Origin of the sequence: Brachybacterium sp. NPDC056505 (assembly GCF_042794925.1) — a bacterium.
Classification (GTDB): domain Bacteria; phylum Actinomycetota; class Actinomycetes; order Actinomycetales; family Dermabacteraceae; genus Brachybacterium; species Brachybacterium kimchii.
In genome coordinates this window covers 1-20,783 of record NZ_JBHTSV010000037.1, presented here as the reverse complement: position 1 = coordinate 20,783, position 20,783 = coordinate 1, and the positions used below count along the sequence as shown (strand labels likewise).

The following is a 20,783-nucleotide window of genomic DNA, read 5'->3' as shown; positions in this document are numbered from 1 at the left end:
TCGTACGGTCCTGCGTGCGTGCACCGCGTCCCTCATGATCCCCGCAGCTCCTTCGTGTCGACGCACTGCTGCTTCGTGGAGGGACCGATCCCGCCGTTCTTCGTCACCACGGTGAGCACGAAGCACGGCTTGTCCCAGGCCAGCGGCACGCTGACGGTGATGCTGGAGCTTCCCCGGGCGAGCCGCTCGGTCTCCACGCCCTCGTACTCCTCGGGGAGGTTCTGCCAGGCGATCTTGATGTCGTCGTTCGACGTCATCCCCTCGGGCGTGCTCCAGCTGATCTTCACGGTGCCCGCCGTGGTGCCGCGCTCCTTCTCGAGGACCGTCATGGAGATGTCCGCCGGGGGCTCCTGCGCACCCGGCTTCCAGTCCTCGCTGGTCGTGGGGGCGGCGGTCGTGGGCTCCTCGGGCTCGATGAAGGTGCTGCGCACGATGGCCATCGTGCCCACCCCGATGCCCAGGACGAGCACGGCGGCGAGGGTCACCAGGGGCCACATCGGCCGACGGCGCACGGGTGCTCCGTGACCCGCGGGACCGGCGGCTCCGGGCGCCGCCGCGGCCGCGGACGGCGCCGCGGGCCCACCCGGCCCGGCCGCTCCCCCGACGCCGGCGGAGGCGCCGGACAGCGCGGCCGGCGCCGGCGAGGGGCGCACGAGCGTGGTGTCGTCCCCCTGCCCGGGGGCCAGCGAGCGGGATCGCGCGGGGCGCCCGCCGCCCAGCGCGGGGGCGACACCGGCGAAGGGATCCAGGACCCGTGACGAGGGGGCGTCGGGGTCGACGGTGGAGACGCGGCGGATGTTCGTGTGCGCCTCGAGGTCGCCCTCCCCCGTGTGCTCGGGAGGGTGATCGGGACCGTGCTCGTCGAGCACGTCCATCTGCGTGATGGGCAGGGAGAGCGCCATCTCGACCTGCTGCAGGGCACGGCCGAGGGCGAGCGCGGACTCGTAGCGGCCGGCGGGGTCCTTCGCCATCGCGACCGACAGGGTCCGGTTCAGCATCTCCGGCACGTCCGGGCGGCCGAGCGGTGCGAGCGGCTCGGAGGAGATCCGGGCGATGAGATCGCTCGCGGTGTTCCCGCCGCCGCTGCGCTCGAAGGGAGTGCGCGCGGCCAGCAGCGAGTACAGGGTGGCGGCGAGGGAGAACACGTCGCTGCGCTCGTCGGCGGTCGGCGGGTCCTCGAAGGCCTCCGGCGGGGACCAGGGGATCGACAGCCCGTGGCTGGCCTCCGGCTCGAGGGCGTTGCCCGCGGCCACGGAGATCCCGAAGTCCGTGAGCGCCGGCCTGTTGTACTCGGTGACCAGGATGTTCGCGGGCTTGATGTCGCGATGCAGGATGCCGGCGCGGTGCGCGGTCTCCACGGCGCCCGCGATCTGCACGCCCACGCGCAGCACCTCGGCGACGGAGATGCGCTCGCGGCGGAAGCGCGCCCCGTAGTTCGGGCGCGGGCAGTACTCCATGACGATGCAGGCGCGGTGCTCCCTGGTCACCTCCGCCTGGTGGATCGTGACGATCGAGGGATGGGTCGACATGGTCGCCATCACGTTCGCCTCGGCGTCGAACTGGCCCCGCACGGCGTCGTCGAGGACGCTCGCGAGCAGCACCTTGATCGCGACCCTCCGCTGCGGTCGCAGCTGGCGGTACAGGTGGACGTCGGCGAAGCCGCCGGAGCCCAGCAGCCGCTCGTACTCGTACCCCGCGAGCTGCGGCGGCGGGGCGGGCGGGCGGGGGCTCACGAGGGCCTCCCCATCAGGGTGAGGACCACTCCGTCGCCCAGGTCGAGGCGATCGCCGTCGGAGAGGACGGGGCTCTGACCCGAGCGCAGACGCTGCGGAGCCTCGCCGGAGCGCAGCAGCGTGGTGCCGTTGGTGGTGCGCAGGTCCTCGGCGACGACGTGCCAGCCCTCGAGTCGCAGCGCGACGTGGGAGCGGGAGATGTCCTGCTGGGGGCTGGGAACGGTGATCAGCTGGGGGACGTCGTCGCCGCTCACGCGCGAGGCGCGGGGCCGGCGGCCGATGATCGCCGAGCGGTCGAGCAGGAACCGTCCGCCGGTGCTGACCTCGATCATGCCCAGCGGCGGGCGCGCCACGGTGCGCGCTCCCCCGCGGATGCGGGCGCCGCACCAGCGGCAGACCGTGGCCTCGGGCGGGTTCGCGTGGCGGTTCTCGCAGACGGCGCCGGGCAGGGTGACCGCCTGCGCGGGCGCAGTGGGCGCCTGGCCCGTCGGCTGCGCGGGGGACTGCGCAGAGGAGCCTGCCGAGGTCGCGGAGCGCGGCGGGGCCGCGTCACCCGGCCGGGCATCGGCACGCCCGGCGCCCGGGAGCGCGGCGGCGGGCGCATGCTCGGCAGGCGCTCGCTCCGCGCCGCCTCGCTCCGAGGTGCGCGCGGCGTGCGCCACCTCGGGGGCGGTGCGCCCCATTCCGGGCACCCAGTCGATGAAACCCCCGGACGATTCCAGCGCCACGTCCTCGGTGGTCGCCAAGGCGGGATCGGATCCGACGGGATCGGCGGGCGCACCGTCTGACGTCGTCTCCTCGCCCGCGGCACCGGAGGCATCGAGGTCGAGGGACTCGACGTCGAGCGTCGCCTCCGAGGCGCGCTCGCCATCCGCGGCGGTCCCGTCCTCACCCGCGGCGCGGACCGCAGCGGCCTCGATGCTGCGATGGAGGGTGCGCCCGAACAGATCGTCGTAGGCGCTGCCGCCCTCGCCGATCACCGCACCGAGGTCGCTCGCCCCGGCGGCCCGGGCGGACACCTGAGGTGGATCCGCCTCGTGTGCAGCAGGGCCGGGCTCGCCGGGCGGTGCTGGGACAGCGGGATCCGTGTGCGGAGGGGCGGCGTCGACGGACGGTGAAGTGCCCGCCTCGGGAGCACCGACCGACTCGTCCGTGTCGGTGTCGATCGCCTCGGGGTCGGCCGCTTCGGGGTCGATCGGTTCGACGCGCGTCACGGGTGCCGCATCCGCCGCGGGCATCGGCGCCTGGTCACCGTCACCGGTCACCGTCGACGTCGGCGTGGCCGACGGCTGCGACGTCCGGTCCGTCGACCCCTCGGTCCAGCGCTGACCGCTGCGTGACGCCCGGCGATCGAACAGCGACGAGGTCACCAGTCGCGTCGAGCGACCGGGCCCGGGACTCTGTGGAGGGTGCGCCGCCGCGGTCCCTGCGGGCGCGGTGGCGGGCGCCTGCGCGGTCTCGGCGGGGACCGGCTCGGGTGCAGATGACGGTGCGGGAGCAGTCTCCATCGGCGTCGGTGTCGGCGTCGGCGCCGGCGACGGCTCCGGCGCCGCGGCAGCCGGCTCCCGCTCCGGCGCGTCGGCCGCCGGCGGTGCCGTCACCGGGGGTGCCTCTGGCAGCCGCTCCGGGGACACCGCGGCATCGGACTGGGGAGGTGAGGCCTGGGCGTCAGCGGAGGGAGCGAAGAGGTCGTCGAACATGCTGGGCCCGGCGGGTGCCTCCGCAGCGGCACTCCGTGCGGACGACGACGAGGCCCGCGAGTTCGACGATGCGGCGGAGGACTCCACCCGCGCGGAGGCCTCCTGCGCGCGGCGCTCCTCGCGCTCGCGCTTCTCCTTGGCGCGCGCCTCCTTGCGCTGCGCGGCGCGCTCCTTGGCGGCGGGGTCGAGGATGGAGCTGCCGTCGGCCTCGACCTGCTCGGCGAGCTGTGTCTTTGCCGCCTCCTCGAGCTCCGCGGGATCGGTGGTCATGAGAACGAACCCGCGGACGCGGCTCATGCCCTCGACCGACCTCAGCGCCGCGACCGGGTCCTCTGCGGGCAGGTCACCGAAGGCGATCCGGCGCACGTCGGCGAGCTCGGTGATGACGGCGGGGCCCTCTTCGGTCCCCGCGAGCAGGCTCCGGCCCTCCGCCGTGTAGACCGCGAGGGGACTCGTGCCGGTGAGGCCGATCGTCCGGCTGGTGCCGTCGCCGAGCGCGAACAGCACCGGCGGCAGGCGGTCCTCGGTCTCGAACTCGCTGCCCGAGGCGAGGTCTCCCAGCAGGGCGTCGGCCGCCGGGGGCTCGCCGAGCACACGCCACGCGGACGCGATCAGGGAGCTCTTGACGCCGGGGACGAGCAGGATCCAGCCCGCGGGACGCACGACGAGCGTCGCGGGGCCGGGGTTGAACCAGGTGCCGCGGCCCAGGAGCGAGGGCTCCCCGCTCACTGCGATCGGCCCTCGGTCCCGTCGCCGTCCTGCGCGTCCACCGTCCTGCCCGCCTCGTGCTGCGCGTCGTCGCCGCTGCTCCCGGCGCCGTCCGCACCGCGCGGGTGGGTGTCCTCCTCGACCTCGATGGCCGGCTGCGGCGCACCGCTCCCCCGCTGCTGGGCATCGCCCGCGGAGAGTCCGACGAGAGCCGTCGCCTCGACGACCACGACGCTCACGTTGTCGTGGCCTCCGGCGTCGACGGCGCTCCGGACGAACTCGCGGCTCAGGTCGTCGACGTCGGCGTCGCTGCGCAGGAGGCGCTCGATCTCCTCGTCGGAGAGCTCGTTGGTGAGTCCGTCGGAGCACACGAGGATGCGGTCGCCCACCTCCGCGGGGATCAGCCAGAAGTCCGGATCCGGCTCCGCGCCCACGCCCAGGGCGCGGGTGATCATGTGCCGGTAGGGGTGCACGCGGGCCTCGGCATCGGTGAGGTCACCGTGGTCGATGAGCTCCTGGACGACGGAGTGATCCACGCTGACCTGCTCGAACAGCTCGGCGGAGAGGCGGTAGACCCGGGAGTCGCCCAGGTTCATGACCGCCCAGTAGCCCACGCCGTCCAGCACCATCGTCGCGACCAGGGCGACCGTGGTGCCCGCGCCGCGCTCGTCGTCGGCGCTGAGGCCGCTGATGCGCGCTCCCGCCGAGCGCAGGGCGTCGCCGAGCTGCTCGATGGTCACGTTCTCCTGGACGGTGAGCTTCTCGAACTCCTCGACGGCGATCGCGCTCGCGACCTCGCCGGCGTTGTGCCCACCCATGCCGTCGGCGACCATGTGGATCGGGTGCGCGTCGAGCACGGAGTCCTCGTTGGTCTCCCGCACGCGGCCGACATCGGTCGCATGGGCGGAGACCACGCGGACGGTGCCGGGGAGGTCGGGATCGGTGAGGGATGCGTCGATCACTGGATGCGCTCCACGGTGAGGGTGCGGTCCCCGATCGACAGCGTGGCGCCGTCGGGCAGGGACAGGGGCGAGTGCGGGTCGAGATCCTGGGAGGAGCCGTCGGCGAGGATCAGCGCCGAGCCGTTCGTCGACCCCAGGTCCATGACCTGCAGGCCCTCGACGGAGGCTTCGAGACGGAGGTGCGACTTCGAGACCGAGCGGGTCTCGTCCGCGAGGACGACCCGCTCCTCTCCGGCCTCGGCCGAAGGATTGCGCCCGAGCAGTGCGACGCCGCGCACCTCGTGCACGGAGCCGTCATCGAGCAGCAGACGGTAGCCCGGGCGGCGATCGCGGCGCGCGGGGACGATCCTGGTCTCCTCGACATCGCCGAGGTCCTCCGTCGGGTGCGACAGGCGCGTCGACTCGTCGAGGTCGGCGGGAGGGCCGACGAGCTCGGGCGTCGAGGGCGGTGCCGGAGCGGGCCCCGGAGCAGGGGCCGGTGCCGGCGCAGGAGCAGGTTCCGCCGGCGGCGCAGTTTCCGACGGCGGTGCAGGTTCTGACGGCGGAACAGGGGGCGGCGCCGACGCGGACTGTGGGGGCTCGGCCCGGGGCGCCGGCGAACTCGTCCACACAGCACTCGGATCGTCATCGGACAGGGACTGACCGGCCTCGCCGGGCTGCGCGGGCTCGGCATGCGGCACAGGCCCGGCGGCCTGCACGGGCTCGGCGGGCGCGGCCGGTGCCCCGGCCGAGTCCTCCGACGGCGGGGCCCAGGGGTCGACGATCTCGTCGGCCTGTGCGCTGCTCGCGTCGGCCGCAGCGGGGTCCGCGGGGGAACCTTCCTCGGCGGCGGCCGACGCCGGAGCCGATGGCTCCTCGTGCGCGGCCTCGGGCGCCGGGGCCCAGGGCGAGGAGGTGATGATCGGCTCCCCCGACGGCTCGGACCACGAGGCAGCGGCATCCTGCGAGGCCTCGTCACGCGCCGCGGGGGCGCCCCAGGACTGCTCACGCGCGTTCTCGGGCGGCGCGCCCCATCCGCCGTCCGCGGGTGCGGGCGCTCCCCACTGCCCCGCGGCGGGAGCGGGCGAGGCGACGGCACCGGGGTCTTCGGCGCTCTGCTGCGGGTTCGCGCCCCATGCGGGTGAGGGCTGTGCCTGCGCCGGGGACGGCACGGGCGCCGGAGACCCCCACGCGGGCGGCGCGGATGCGGCCGAGGCGGCGGCGGGCGATGCGGCGCCGTCCTGCGGGGCGCCGCCGCCCGCGGAACCGGCCGCGGCCGGTTCCGCCCAGGCGGCTCCGGGCTTCGTGGTGAGGTTGTCGCGCACGGACACCGGCACGGAAGGATCACCGAGGTACTGGGCGGCGTCGGGCCGGGCGAAGTCGTCGGGCCGGGGGGCGTAGGGGTCGCGCCCTGCGCGCGCGTCCACGAGGATCGTGCTGATCATGCGGTCGTGCAGGCCGCGCCCGTGGCGCTCGGGGTCGAGGAAGGTCGTCAGTCCCGCGATCCAGGTGAGCAGTGCGAGCACGACGTACCGGGCCAGCGAACGGCCGAAGCCGAGCGGCGCACCGGTGTCCTCGCGCACGACCCGCAGGCCCATGATGAGGCCTCCCAGAGTGAATCCGCGGCTCCCCTGCAGCCACACGATCAGCAGCGCGTACGCGATCGGCAGGGCCACGCCGAGCCCGGTGAGGATCGTCGCGAGCGTCTGGTGGGTCTGCAGGGCCAGGAGTATCGCACCGATCCACAGGGGCAGTGCGGCGATGCCGGCGACCACTCCGTCGATGATGAAGGCGAGCACGCGCTTCCCGGTGCCCGCGGGGGTGCAGCCGTCGAGCGGCGGTTCGAGGGGCGCGGGCCCACCGGGATCGGCGGGTCGGTCCGGCGCCGGGGAGGGCGGCTGCCCCCACACGCCGGCGGGCTGCTGTGCGTCCATCCCACGATCGTACTGGGACTGTGCCCGCAGCGCCGTCCCGGCGGGATCGGACGGCTCCGGGGAGCTGCTGCCCAGCAGCTGGATCTGATCGGACTCCTCCGAGGGCCCGCCGTCCGTGGCCGCCTCCGCACGCCGCCGCGGCGGCGCCGACCACGCGCCCGGGGTGTCGGTCGCCCGCTTCTCGTAGGGCGACTCCCGGTACCGGGCACCGCACTCGCCGCAGAGGACCGCACCGGCGCTCAGCAGTGCCCCGCAGGTGCTGCAGTAGCGGGGCGTCCCGCCCTGCGCCTCGGACGGACCCCCGTGGCCTGCCTGGATGCTCATCATCGGTCCCTTCTGCGGCGCTGTCCGCGCCGTGCGCTCGATGTTCTGCGCCATGCACGGTATCGGTCCACGGCACCGTCCACGAAGGATCGGGGCCTCCGCACGGCCCGTTCGAGGGCACTGCGCAGGGAGAACGCGCCGCCCGCCCGGGATGCGCGATCCGCGACGCTGCCCCTGCGGGAGTCCTCCTCGGAGCGCTGGGCGGAGGCTGCTCGCAGCCGCTGCTGGGCGCGCCGGTCCGCGCGACGCCGCGCACGGAAGGAGCGCAGCGAGACCGCTGCGCGCGCCCGACGGTGCCAGGGCAGGTTCTCGGTCATCCGACGGCGCGCCGCCGCCACCGTGGCCCAGTAGGACTCGAGGTCGGACTCGGTCGGGGCGTCGGGGGCGAAGGTCGCCCGGTCGGCGCCGGTGGCCAGGCGCCGCAGGTCCGCGGCCGCCTCGGCGTCGGAGCCGCCGCCGTCGGCCGCTGGCTGGGCGGTTTCGGCGCCGGTGCTGGAGCTGGTGCCGGTGCTGGTGCTGGGGCCGGGGGCGGGACGGGCGTCGAGGTCGGCGATGATCGCCTCCGCGGTCTCCTTCCGCGTGTCCGACGGCGCACTGCGCCGCCCCAGGTCCGTGCGCAGGTCCACGATCTCGCGCCATCCCCCGTCGATGCGGTCCCCGGGGGCTCCGCGCAGCCTGCGGTGGCGTCGGCGCAGCACCTTCGCCCCGGCGATCGCGCCGAGCGTGGCGGCGACGAGCACGGCGAGCAGGCCCGTTCCGGAGACGTACCCGACCCACAGCGGGGCGGGCTCGGGCGGATCGGGCGGGTCGGGCTGGTCCTCGGCCGTGGCGCCCGGCGGAGGCGTCGGCGGGTCCGCGGGCGGCGGCGGTGGCTGCGGCACCTGCGGCTGCGGCTTGTCGGTGGTCTTCTGCTCGGGCTGGGTGAGGGTCTCGTCGCTGTCGGGAGCCGGATCGAAGCGCTCCCAGCGGACGGTGTCGGAGCCGGGCTCGCGGAAGGCGACCTCGACCCAGGCGGTGACGTCGTCGCCGGTGACGGTCGCGGTCCCCGCATCGGATCCCGAGACCTCGAAGCCCATCACCACACGGGCCGGGATCCCGATCTCCCGGGCGAGCACGGCGGTGAGAGCCGCGAACTGCTCCTCGTCGCCGATCCTGCCCTGCGGCATGGCGTCCGCCTCGGACCGGTCGAAGCTCGGATCGTTGAGCATCGCGAGCAGTCGGGACTCGCCGTGCCCGGAGAGCGATGCCTGCTGGTCCTCGATGCCGTGGGAGTACTCGGCCTCGCTCTTGATGCCGACCATCAGGTTGCTCATGGTCGCGTAGTCGTTGGGGGCGTCGCCGGCCCACTCCTCGGCGGTCTGCTTGAACTTCGGGTCGAGCCCCTCGAGGGGCGGGAGCTCCTCGGCCACGCCGTCGTCGAAGCGCATCGAGTGCTGCGCGTCCTCCGAGGCGCTCCTGTACGGCTCGTAGGTGACGTCGTAGCTGTCGCCCTCGCGCAGCGAGGACGAGTCCACGAGCGTCTGCGAGCGACGGTTGAGGAAGAGGGAGTCGCCCAGGCGCGCGGACCCCGAGGGCCGCTTCGCCGTCGTCTCCTGATCGGGGTCGACGCGATCGGTCGTGGTGCCCAGGCTGGGCATCCACACCCCGTGGTAGCCGCTGATCGTGACCGTCGAGCTGCGCGCGTCCCCTCCCGGCTGCGCGAGATCCACGGCGCCGGCGATCTTGAGGAAGGCGCCCGAGGCCGAGTCCGCGCGGTCCGATCCGGCGACGTCGTACACCTCGCGGTTGTAGTCGTCGAGGGTCGCCAGGCGGATCTGCTCCCCGTCCTTCACGTTCGTGACGGTGAAGAGCTCCTCCTTGCGGCGGTGCTTGACGTAGCCGCGGAAGTCGGAGAGCGGGGAGACGTACTCGGCCGGGTCGAACTGCGGGGTGAGGCTGTCGCGCAGGGCGAAGCGGGCCGTGCCCGAGGGCGGGTTCAGGGCGGGGCTCGCGGCACCGGTGATCGCGGCGGCGAGCAGCAGGATCACTCCCCCGCCGATCACGCGCCGACGCAGCACGGGGTTGCCCCAGGAGCCCGCGCGCACGGTGTCGGAGATGATGGTGGAGCGCGAGGTGCGCAGGCGGGCGCTCTCGAAGCGCCAGCTCAGCCAGGCGAGCGAGAGCATCGCGAAGAGCAGCCCGCGCAGCAGCGGGAGGGTGGCCTCCGCCGTGCCGAACACGACCGAGCACAGCAGCATCGCGCAGGGGAACAGCCACGCGATCACGCAACGGCGGCTGCGCAGCAGCACGGAGAAGCCCGCGACGCCCAGCAGCAGCATGGGCAGCCAGACGACGCCCAGCACGCCGTTCCCGATGCCGATGGGAGGGCTGATGGTGAGCGCGCTCTTCCAGGTCGTCACGGGCATGCGCAGCAGCTCGAGAAGGGCCGACGGCGTGGGCAGCACGCCCAGGAGCGCACGGTCCGGCACCACGAACGCCGCACCCAGCGCGAAGTGCACGATCGCGATCGCGAGGGTCAGCAGCAGCGGTCCGAGGGACCAGCGGGCGCCCAACAGGGCGATCACCAGCGAGAGGACGAGCGCCATCACGCCGGTCACGAGGTACCAGGGACCCCCGAAGACCGAATGGAACCCCAGCAGCGCGAGCAGGAACAGCGCGGCCAGCACGACCACGTCCACGACGCTCGCGCGCAGCGGGCGCTGCTCGCCCAGGGTCTCCTCGACCCCTCCGGGCGACGCCCGCCGCGGGGGCGCGGCCGTGGTCGACGCCTCCGGCGCCGGGTCCGTGCCCATCATCGGGTCCGCGCTCGGCGACGAGGACCGCCGGCCGCCGGGGCCGGGCAGGTGCGCGGCGCTCATCGACCCACCGTCCTCATCGCCATCGGCAGGTCCTCGATGCGCCCCAGGGTCACGAGCTCGAGACCGCCCAGACGCGAGCGCCGGACCTCGGCGCCGCGTGCGCAGCGGACCGCGATGGGCAGCACCCCGGGCGGGAAGCGGGTCGCGGCCTGGTTGAGCTCGGTCGGGGTCGTCAGGGACCCCACGACGAGCACGACGGCGGACGCGTTGGGAGCCTTGTCCGCGCAGGCCTGGCCGAGATCCCGCAGGGGGCGCCGGCCCCGCTGCGCCTCGAGCACCGTGTAGTCGTCCAGCAGCCGTCGCAGCGTGGCGGTGCGCTGTCGCCCGGCGGTGGTGAGGGCCGTGAGCTCCTTCTCCTCCCGCATCGTCTGCACGGAGACGGAGGCCGCGGCCGACACGGCGAGTTCGAACTCGTCCTCGTCCTCGAAATCGGCGGCGCGGTCGGCGAGCGCGACGACCACGTGGGAGCGGCGGGTCTCCTCGAACTGGCGGACCATGAGCTTGCCCGTGCGGGCGGTCGTGCGCCAGTGGACGTGCCGTCGGTCGTCCCCCGGCGTGTAGTCGCGCAGGGCGTGGAAGGCGATGTCGGAGCTCGAGAGGTCCGAGGAGGGCGTGCCCTCGAGGTCCCGCAGGAAGCCGCTCGCGGCCTCGTCGAGGCGGACGGTGCGCGGGTGCACGAAGAGCTCCTGCGCCTTCGCCCAGGTCACCTGACGGCGCATGAGCGAGAGCGGATCATCGCGCACGGAGCGCACCGGGCCGACCACGAGCACGGCGCGGCGGCGGGTGGGCACGGCGAACAGCTCCTCGTGGGCGGCCGAGGCGCCCAGGCGCGGCACCAGGAACTGGGCGCTCGCGCTGCCCACGGAGAGCTCGATCCGCGAGGGCAGGATGGTCTTCTCGGTCGGGTTGCGGACCTCGACCCTGCCGACGGCACGGGTGCCCACGACCACCCGATGGGACTGCAGGTCCAGGGTGATCGCGTAGGAGGTGCGCCCCAGCACGAACACGGCCGCGATCACGAGCGGCACGAGCAGGGCGAGCGCGAGCACGTTGAGCTCGGTGAGGTGCAGCCAGAGCCCGAGGACCCCGCTCACCAGCACCGCCGCGAGCAGGGTCCAGCCCACGGGCGAGACCACGGCGAGCACGGGCTTCGCACGCTTCCACGCACGCTCCGCCGTGCGCCGTGCGCGCTCGGGGAGACCCGGCGCGGGCGCGTCGGTGTCCATGACCTCGGGAGCCGCCGACGACGAGCCGGACACGGGCGCTGGCGCGGGCGACTGCCCCGAGGGCGCGCCCGGGGGTGCGGCGGGCGACGCGGCCGACGGGGGCGTCGAGGAGGTGCGGGGAGGGATGCTCATGCGTTCTGGGGGCTCACGCGCTCTCTCGGCGGGCCTGCGGCGGAGCGACCTCGGAGAGGATCCTGCCCATGACGCTCGCGGCGGAGGCCCCGGCGAACTCGGCCTCGGGGTCCAGGACGAACCGGTGCAGCCAGACCGGCGCGATGAGCTCCTTGACGTCGTCGGGGACGACATAGTGGCGGCCGTCGGCTGCGGCCCAGACCTTGACGGCGCGCATGAGGGCGAGGGCGCCGCGGATCGAGACGCCCACGCGGACCTCGTCGGCCAGGCGGGTCTCCTCCATGAGCCGGGAGACGTACTCGAGGACTGCGGGGTCCACGTGCACGGTGGAGGCGAGGGAGGTCATGTCGTCGACGGCCTGCAGGGAGATCTTCGGGCTGAGCTGCCTGCTGCGGTCGCGGATCGCGGAGCCCTGGAGGATCTGCACGCTCGAGGCGTGGTCGGGGTACCCCAGGGACGTCTTCATGAGGAAGCGGTCCAGTTGCGCCTCGGGGAGGCGGTAGGTGCCGGCCTGCTCGATGGGGTTCTGGGTGGCGATCACGAGGAACGGGGAGCCGACCTCATGGGTGACGCCGTCGACGGTGACCCGTCCCTCCTCCATCACCTCGAGCATCGAGGACTGGGTCTTCGGGGAGGCGCGATTGATCTCGTCGGCCAGGACGATGTTCGCGAAGACGGGGCCCTTGTGGAACTCGAACTGCTTGGTGGCCTGGTCGTAGATCGTCACGCCGGTGACGTCGGAGGGCAGAAGGTCGGGCGTGAACTGGATGCGCGTCGACGTGCCCTGCACGGTCGCGGCGAGCGCGCGGGCGAGCGAGGTCTTCCCCGTGCCCGGCGCGTCCTCGAGCAGCACGTGCCCGGGGGCGAGCATCGAGGTGAGCACGAGGCGCACCACGTCGCTCTTGCCCAGGACGGCCTGGCCGACGCTCTGGACCAGTTTGTCGAAGGTGTCGGCGAACCAGCTCGCCTGTTCGGGGGTCATGCTCACGCGTGTCTCCAGGATGAGTGTGATGGGGGCGGTCGGAGGTGCGGCGTGCACCGCCGGCATGCGATGGGATCAGCCTTCGTTGGGCATTGTGATCTCTCCGACCTTCTTGCCATCGACGAGGACGTCGAAGGTGTCGCCGGGGAAGCCGTAGTAGTACTCGTGGTCGCTCGTGAACTTCCCGTTCTTGTCGGCGGAGATGGAGCGCGGCAGGTTCCTCTCGCCATCCGACCAGAGCTCGCCGTTGCGATGCTCCTTGAAGTCGAGCTGATAGGACTTGCCGGGTTCCAGGTCTGTGATGGTGAAGGCGAACCACTTGCAGTGGCCGCTGCTGCAGCCCTTCTCGTCCGTTGCGCTGTCGAGCCACTCCGTGGACTGCTTCGTCACCTTGCCGCCCGGCGACTTCGCGGTCGCCGAGTCGCTCGTGGTGCTGCTGACGAGCTTCTCGCTGTTCACGACGCGGGCCTGCACCGTGTACTTGGTGCCCGCCTTCTGTCCGACCTTCGGGTTCCCGCCGCCGGCTCCGAGGTCCTTCCAGCCGCCGCCGTTCACGCGGTACTGGACCTTGCTCACCGAGACTCCGCCACCGACGTGGGCCGAGATCTTCGCGGTGACTGGGCATGAGGTTCCGCTGCAGCTCCCTGCGCTCACCGACACCGACGGCGCATCGGGCTTGGTGTACGGGCGCACGGCCGCGGACGCCTTCGAGATCTCGCTCTCGCCGCCCGCGAAGCGGTTGTACGCCTGCACGGTGAACGTATAGTCCTTCCCGTTGCCCAGCCCGTCGATGGTCACGGAGTCCTTCGAGGCGTCCACGGTCTGCGGCCCACCGCCGGGCCACCGCACCATGTAGTGGTCGATCGGCGTGCCGCGCCCGTCCGCCTTCTTCCAGGAGACCGTGACGCGGCCGTTGGGCCCGCCGCCCGTGTGGGCGTCGGGGAGGGAGGCAGCGACCTCGGTGGGGGCCTTCGCCTTCGCGTACGCCGTGACCGGGTTCGAGGCCGCCGAGGCCCCTGTCCCCTTGCCCACGGAGTTCGTGCCCGTGTAGGTGAACGTGTACTCCGTGTTGCGGTCCAGGTCGTCGAAGCGACCGGAGGTCTTCCCGTCCTTCGTGGTGATGGTCTTCTCGGCGCCGCCGCCCTTCCCGGGATGGGCGGTGACGGTGTACGAGGTGACCTTCTCGCCGTTCTGCTCGTCCTCGGTCATCGCCGGCCACTTCACCGAGACGGCGCCGCCCAGTTCGTCCTCGAGGCGCGTCGCGGTGATCTTGCCCGACGGTTTCTTGGGCTTGCCCGCAGGGTGCTCCGCCGACGACCGCTCCGACCAGTCGGAGGGCTCGTCGGCCTTGTTCTTCGCGCGGATGCTGAAGGTGTAGTCGACGCCGTTGGTCAGCCCGTCCACCGTGGTGCTGGTGCTCCCGCCCTCGACCGGGATGGACGTCGTGGAACCGTCCGCGCCGATCATCTGCAGCGCGTACTCGCTGATGGGCGAGCCGTGGTTGACGGGCTTCGTCCAGGACACCTGGAGCTTGCCGTCGCCGCGCTTCGCGCGCGGCGCCTCGGGCTTCTCCGGCTTCACGTCGGGACGGGCCTTCGCCGAGGCGGCCGACGGCTTCGACGTCCCCACGTCGTTCGTCGCGGCGACGGTGAAGGTGTACTCGGTGTCGTTGGTGAGTCCGGTGATCTTGCAGGTCGTGCTCTCGCACTGCGTGGACTTCCCGCCGCCGGCGGGCTTCACCGTGTACCCCGTGATCGGGGCGCCGTTGTCGTTCCCGGGCTCGAATCCGAGCACCACGTACCCGTCGCCGGTCTCCTGGATGCGAGGGGCCGAGGGGGATTCCGGCTTGCCGCGCACGTTGACGCGGATGGTGCCCGTGTCCTGCCGGTCGGGATCCTTGGTGGCGTCCTGGATGGTGTAGCTGACCGTCGCGACGCCGTGGAAGTCGGCCCCCGGCGCCAGCGTCACCGCGTCGTCCGTGTGGTCCACGTCGATCGTGCCGGCCTTCGCCTTCGCGTCGACGATGGTGACGGGCTTGCCCAGGGGCTCGGTGTCGTTCGCGGTGGGACGCACGGTCTTCGTGTCCCCCGCGTCGATGTCGTAGGTGTCCCCCTGGGCGGAGGGAAGCGGCTCCCGGGAGCCGGTGACCGTGCCGCTGATCTCGGCCTTCACGGGGTCGTTGGTGCCGTCGGAGACGGAGACGGACGCCGAGAACTTCGTGCCCTTGGCGACGTCGGCATCGGCCTGGGCGCTCACCACGCCCTCGGGGCTGACCTCGACGCTGATGCCGTCCACTCCGGTCTCGCCGGTGGACTCGAAGGTGAGGGCGTCGCCCTCGGGGTCCTCGGTGGTCCGGGCGAGATCGACCTGGCGGGCGTCGCCGCCCTGCTCGACCTCGAGATCGGTCCCCTGAATCGACGGCGGCCTGTTGTCCTTGGACTCGACCTGGACCGGGATCGACAGCATGCCCACGGCAGCGGTGTCGTCGCCGCGCGGCCCGTCGGTGACCTCGGCGGTGATCGTGTCCTCGCCGGAGTAGTCGTCGGCCGCCCGGTACACGAGGGTGTGCTCATCCTCGACGAGGCTGTCGCCGTTCGCGTGCTTCGCCTTCACGGTGGCGGTATCGGTGATGACGGGGGCCTGGCCACCCGGTCGCACGCGCACGTTGTCGGTGTCGTCGAGCGGGATCTTCGCCTCCGTCCCGGCCTGGACGGTGATGGGCTCTCCGACCCAGGTCGGGGCCTGCTTCGAGGTGCCCGGCACCCAGATGTAGCCGGCCGCGGAGTGGTCGTCGAGATCGGTGGCGGTGTAGCGGATCCGGAACGGCTCCTCACGCGGGGTGACGCGCACGATCCCGCGGTCCTCGTCGACGATCTGCACGCCCTCGGGGCTGCCGTCGATCGCGAGCTCGAGGTCCTTGACGCTGCCGTCGGGGTCGACGTCGTTCGCGAGGGCGTCGACGTCCACGTGGTCGCTGCTCTCGTCGAGCACCTCCGCGGCGGGGACGAAGTCGTCGGTGACGATCGGGGCGCGTTCCTCGGCGTCGTCCTTGACGGTCAGCAGGATGCTGGCCTCGTCGGAGAGGGATCCGTCGCTCGAGCCGTACCTGATGGTGTACGTGCCGGGCTCCTTCGGGGTCACCATGTCGACGGAGGCCGAGCCCTTCGCCTGGTCCTCGTCGAGGTCGACGGAGCCGTCCTCGGACTTCACGAGGTCGCGGTCGATGCTGAGCGGCGCCCCCTCGGGGTCGGTGTCGTTCTCCAGCGGGAAGACCTGCAGCCTGCGCCCCGGCTTGGCCTCGACCGTGTCGTCCTCGGCGACGGGGTACTGGTTGGTCTCGGTGCGGGCGGCGATGCCGACCTTCACCTCTGCGGTGCCGACGGCTCCCTGGCGGTCCATCACCTGGTAGCGGAAGGTGTCCGTGCCCGAGGCGTCGTCGTCGGCCACGTAGTCGATCCACTCGCCGGACGCCGAGGTCACGCGTCCCTTGGTCGGGGCGTCGCCGGTGACGCCGGTGAGGATGACGGAGTCGCCGTCGGGGTCGACGCCGCTGAGGCTCACGGGGATGCGCACCGTGCTCCCGGCGACGGTGCGCGCGGTGAGGTTCTGCGGCGCGGGGCGCTCGTTGCTGGCGTCGTCCGGGACCACGGTGATCCGCAGTCGCGCGGAGGCAGAGCGCCCGGTCTCGTCGGTGGCGGTGTAGGACAGGGAGGTCTCGCCCTTGGCATCGGGCTTCGCGGTGAAGCGGATCTTGTCCTGATAGGTCTCGAGCGTGCCCATGCCCTTCGCGTCGTCGGCGTCGCGGAAGTCCCCGCCGAGGGCGAGGTCGGAGTCGATCGGGGACGTGTCGTTCGCGAGGACGTCGGCCGTCACCAGGTCCCCGGCGCGCACCGTGACCTCGTCGTTGACGGTCTTCGGCTCGGCGAACTGGCTGTCGGTCTTCACGACCATGGTCTGGACGGTGCCCTCGACCTCGCCGGCCTGGTTGGAGACGGTGTACGAGATCGGGACGGGCTCGCCGTCGGTCTCGGCATCGGGGTCCGCGGTGATCTTGATGAGGTGGTGATCGAGCACGCGCGCATCGACGCCGCTGCCCTCGGGCACCGACACGGAGTCGACGACCAGCACTCCCCCGGTCGGGTCGACGTCGTTCTCGAGCGGGTCGACGAGCGTGGACCCGCCGGCCGTGACCATGCCGAGGTCGTCCACGGCGACGGGCTTCTCGGCCTCGGTGCTCGGGTCGGCGACGTCCACGCGGATGAGTCCGTCGGCGCTCTGCGTGCCCCCGACGATCGTGTAGTCGAGGTAGTAGGTGCCGGCCGTCCTGCCGGTGACGGAGACGGTGCCGGCATCGAGGTCCTTCTCGATGTCGAGACCGTCCCCGCCGCCCTCGAGGGAGACCTCTGCGAGCTCGAGCTTGTCGCCCGAGGGGCTCAGGTCGTTCTCGAGCGGCTCGAGGTCGACGGTGCTGCCGGCCACGACCTGGGTGTGGTCGGCGGTGGTGATCGGCGCGAGGTCCTCGTCCTGGACGACCTCCACCTTGAGCTCGCTCTCGAACTCCTGTCCCTTGTCGTCGCGCAGGGTGAGGGAGATGGACTTCTCGCCGTCCTCGAGGCCCGCGTCGGTGAAGCTGACCACGCCGTCCGGGGTGAAGGTGACGCTGTCCTCGGGTTCGACGGACGCCGCGGCGAGGTAGAAGTCGTCGCCGTCGGGATCGCGGTAATAGGGCAGGATGTTGAAGCTGAAGCTGCGCCCGGAGCGGATCTTCATCTTCGGCGTCTCGTCCTGGGCGAGCTCGGGCGCGGCGTTGTCCTGCTCCCCCCGGACCGTGAGGGTCGCGACGGACTCCGCGGTGCCGCCCCGGCCGTCGGAGACCGTGTAGACGACCTCCTTCTTCGTCCCGGGCTTCGCGTCCTCGGGGACGTCGATCTGCAGCTGGGTGCCGCCACGGATCGGCGTCACGCGCCCCAGGTCGCTCTCGGCCTTCTTGGGCTTCGCGGTGAGGACGTCGCCGTCGGGATCGGTGTCGTTGCGCAGCACGTCCAGCACGGTGCTGGATCCGGCGCGCACACCCATCTCGTCGGGGTTCGCGACGGGGTCGCGGTTGTCCTCCTTGCGGTCGTAGTCGAGGTTCGCGACCGTGGAAGTCTTGGTCTCCTTCTCCTCCTGCTCGCGGTCGTCCTTCTTGATGTCCTGGGTGACGACCCAGTCGTCGACCAGTGTCATGTCCTGGGAGATCATCCAGGACAGGCCGCTCTCCTGATCGTTGAGGACGACGAGGTCCCCGTTGACGCGCAGCGCGAGATCGCTCTCGTCGCGGGCGTCCTCGATCGTGTCCTCCTTCACCTCCCCGCCGCACACGCGCACGTAGCGCAGGGATCCGTTCCACGCCCCGTAGGAGCAGCCGCCGACCTGCGCGGGCGCGACGGGCTCTCCGTTCCCGCCGGAGGCGTAGTGCTGCGCCTTGCCGGCCGAACCGCTGAGCGGGATCTGGTACAGCGTGTCCGTGGTGGCGAGGACGACGTCCTCGGACTCGGGGCCCGGCTGCTGGAGCTCGGCGCCCTGGACGCTCGCGGTCGATGCGCCGAGGTCCTCGAGCGCGATGTCTGTCTTCGCGTCCTCGCCGATGTGCACCAGACCGTGCCCGGTCCCGGTGTCGAGCACGACGGGCGTCTCGCCGACGGTGGTGAGGGAGACGGCGTCCTCGGCGTTCGAGAGATCGTCGATGGTGCCGACCTTCTCGGGCTTCGCCTTGCCGACGTCCAGGGTGCGCGGGATCTTGTACAGCTGCTTCCCGTCGAGGACGAAGACGGTCCCGGAGTCGGTGACCGCGATCTGTGCGTTCTCGTCCTCCGCGGTGAGCACCGGCTTCTGCCCAGTCGCGGAGAAGGAGGAGATCTGGCCGGCGTCGGCGACCCAGACACGACCCCCCTGTCCGATGATGCCGACGCGGTCCGACCCGAGATCGACCTCGGGGTCCACGCCGAGGTCGATGCTGCCGGTCCGCTCGACGCTGGCGGTGTCGATGGGGATGATGCCCCTGGGACCGGTCACCATCACGTGGTACCCGTCCTGCAGGACGTCGAGGTCGTCGCCGTCGATGGCTTCGCGGCCGTCGAGCTCCTGCGCGTCGACGTTGAGGCGTCCCAGGAGGTGCTTCTGGGAGTTGGTGACCCAGACGGCGCCGTTGTTGACGGTGACCTCGGCGGAGGCGAGACCGTCGAAGCGCACGGCGCAGACGGTGATGACGAGCGCGAGAACGGCCAGGACGGCGCTGGAGACGAGGGTGCGTCGGCGCCGTCGGCCCTTCATCGCGAATGCCACGTGCAGCTCCCCTGCCCCTCATGCCGCGCTGCCCGAGGTGGCCCCAGGACGCGACAGCCCCCTACAAGACCCGTCGGTAAGAGGGCGCTCAGCTCCCGAAGTCGATCGGTCGGGTCGCCGTGCGGTCGCGGCGTGCCGGCGTCCTTCGGCGTGGAGTGCCCGGAGCGATGCTACCGGCAGGTCGCACTGAGGCCAATGCCCGGGCATGAATGTGGAGTGGCGAACGGGCCAGGGTGCGCCCGGAGCCTGACGTGCCCGCGACGCAGCACGAGCTGACCTCAGGGATCGCTCAGGTGTCGCGGTCGACGAGTCCTCGTGTGAAGTCGATCAATGCGCGGCGGGCGGGGACGTCCGGCAGCGCGCTCAGGATCTCGATGGCCTCGCCGACGAGCGTATGGGCCATGTCGAGGGTCGTCTGGAGGGAGGAGTCCTCACGGAGCAGGCCGACGAGCGCGGCGAGATCCCCGTCATCGCTCAGGTCCCCGTCGAGCCGGTCGACGATGTCGCGCGTCCGCGCATCCGGATTCTCCTCGAGGCGCCTGCGGATCAGCAGCGTCGGCATCGTGGGGACGCCCTCGCGCAGATCCGTGCCCGGGCTCTTCCCGGAGGTCTGCGAGTCGCTGCGGAGATCGAGGACGTCATCGGCGAGTTGGAAGGCGACGCCCGCCTTCTCCCCGTACGCACGCATGATCGCCGCGACCTCGTCTCCGGCGCCGGAGGTGACCGCACCGATCTCTCCGGCGACGGAGAGCAGCGAAGCGGTCTTGTCGGAGAGGACGGAGAGATAATGCTCGAAGGGGTCGGCGTCCTCGGCGGGGCCGACGGTCTCGTGCAGCTGGCCGAGGCAGAGGCGCTCGAAGGTGCGCGCGTGGAGCGCGACGATATGGGCGCCCAGCTTCGCGCTCAGGGCGCTCGCACGGGCGAACAGGAAATCCCCGGTGAGGATGGCGACCGAGTTGCCCCAGACCTCGTGCGCGCTCGCGGTCCCTCTCCGCGTGGGCGCCGAGTCCATGACGTCATCGTGGTAGAGCGAGGCCAGGTGCGTGAGTTCGACGAGCGTCCCGGCGTCGATCACGGCGTCGTCCTCGATGTCGCCCATCGAGGCCGCCAGGAGAACCACCAGGGGGCGCAGTCGCTTGCCGCCGGCGTCCATGAGGTGGCGGGACGTCCAGGCCATCATGTCGTCGGAGATGGCGACGGTGTCCGTCAGCCTCTTCTCGATGCGCGCGAGTCCGGAGAGCACCGCTCCTGCGAGCTCTTCATCCACGTCCGGGAGTGACGAGAGGGCAGATTCCACGATTCGTCCTCTCGCACGGGATCACGGCCACGGGTCCCCACGCTCGCGAGGACCCTCACGATTCTAGCCCCGGGGGCATCTGCGCAACCACCTTCAGCCTCTGGGCATGCACCACACCACACGCGGACGCCACGGGTCTCCAGGCCGCCCCCGCCGGGCTCCTGCTCGACGGGCGGGAAGGCAGGTCCGAGTGCCACAGGGGTCGCCGCCGAGAACACCGGCCCTGGCCGGACCAACCACCGCGGCGGCGAGAATAATACATATGGATACAGAAAAGGGTCGTGGCTCGTCACCGCGCTCCACCCGAACCCGATCAAACGAGCCCGAGGAGCAGCTGGCAACGAGCCACAACCCTCTCCACAAAAAACGTCCGGCGGCGTCCTACTCTCCCACACCCTCCCGAGTGCAGTACCATCGGCGCAGAAGGGCTTAGCTACCGGGTTCGGAATGGAACCGGGCGTTTCCCCAACGCTATGACCGCCGTAACACCACGAGACAACACCAACCCACCACACCCCAATCAAGGGGCCCGGGGGTTGTTTCCCGAGAACCACACAGTAGACGCGAGCACAGCACACAATTCTCAAAATTTGTGTTGATAAGTCATCGGCCATTAGTACCAGT

At 72.1% G+C, this 20,783-nt stretch carries 9 protein-coding genes and 1 rRNA gene; all 10 read right to left on the bottom strand.

Features of this window, described 5'->3' with window-relative positions; all coding sequences use genetic code 11:
* Positions 1–32: 32 nt before the first annotated feature.
* The 10 genes from ACFQ53_RS14845 to rrf all read right to left on the bottom strand — a co-directional run bounded on the left by ACFQ53_RS14845 (position 33) and on the right by rrf (position 20,644).
* On the bottom strand, positions 33–1,733 hold the full coding sequence (locus ACFQ53_RS14845) for a serine/threonine-protein kinase (protein WP_377860990.1): 1,701 nt from the start codon (positions 1,731–1,733) through the stop codon (positions 33–35).
* Positions 1,730–4,162 (bottom strand): FHA domain-containing protein, encoded by a 2,433-nt coding sequence (locus tag ACFQ53_RS14840; protein WP_377860988.1) that lies wholly within the window; start codon positions 4,160–4,162, stop codon positions 1,730–1,732. The genes ACFQ53_RS14845 and ACFQ53_RS14840 overlap by 4 nt, the downstream gene beginning before the upstream one ends.
* Positions 4,159–5,103: a PP2C family protein-serine/threonine phosphatase gene (locus tag ACFQ53_RS14835; protein WP_377860986.1), complete on the bottom strand. Its 945-nt coding sequence runs from the start codon at positions 5,101–5,103 to the stop codon at positions 4,159–4,161. The genes ACFQ53_RS14840 and ACFQ53_RS14835 overlap by 4 nt, the downstream gene beginning before the upstream one ends.
* Entirely contained in the window at positions 5,100–7,343 is a 2,244-nt protein-coding gene (locus ACFQ53_RS14830; RefSeq protein ID WP_377860984.1) for an RDD family protein, read from the bottom strand. Before ACFQ53_RS14830 ends, ACFQ53_RS14835 begins: the two co-directional genes overlap by 4 nt.
* Positions 7,340–10,198: a transglutaminaseTgpA domain-containing protein gene (locus ACFQ53_RS14825; RefSeq protein ID WP_377860982.1), complete on the bottom strand. Its 2,859-nt coding sequence runs from the start codon at positions 10,196–10,198 to the stop codon at positions 7,340–7,342. The genes ACFQ53_RS14830 and ACFQ53_RS14825 overlap by 4 nt, the downstream gene beginning before the upstream one ends.
* Positions 10,195–11,556, bottom strand: coding sequence for a DUF58 domain-containing protein (locus tag ACFQ53_RS14820; RefSeq protein ID WP_377860980.1), 1,362 nt, complete (start codon positions 11,554–11,556; stop codon positions 10,195–10,197). The genes ACFQ53_RS14825 and ACFQ53_RS14820 overlap by 4 nt, the downstream gene beginning before the upstream one ends.
* Positions 11,557–11,569: 13 nt before the next feature.
* Complete coding sequence (locus ACFQ53_RS14815) at positions 11,570–12,544, bottom strand: AAA family ATPase (protein ID WP_377860978.1); 975 nt, start codon at positions 12,542–12,544, stop codon at positions 11,570–11,572.
* A 69-nt stretch (positions 12,545–12,613) separates the two neighbouring features.
* Positions 12,614–18,862 carry an Ig-like domain-containing protein gene (locus tag ACFQ53_RS14810; protein ID WP_377860976.1) on the bottom strand — a complete coding sequence of 2,083 codons (6,249 nt, stop codon included), beginning with the start codon at positions 18,860–18,862 and terminating at the stop codon, positions 12,614–12,616.
* A 289-nt stretch (positions 18,863–19,151) separates the two neighbouring features.
* Positions 19,152–20,129 (bottom strand): polyprenyl synthetase family protein, encoded by a 978-nt coding sequence (locus ACFQ53_RS14805; protein ID WP_377860974.1) that lies wholly within the window; start codon positions 20,127–20,129, stop codon positions 19,152–19,154.
* Between the two features lie 398 nt (positions 20,130–20,527).
* A 5S ribosomal RNA gene (gene rrf, locus ACFQ53_RS14800) occupies positions 20,528–20,644 on the bottom strand.
* Between the last annotated feature and the right edge of the window lie 139 nt (positions 20,645–20,783).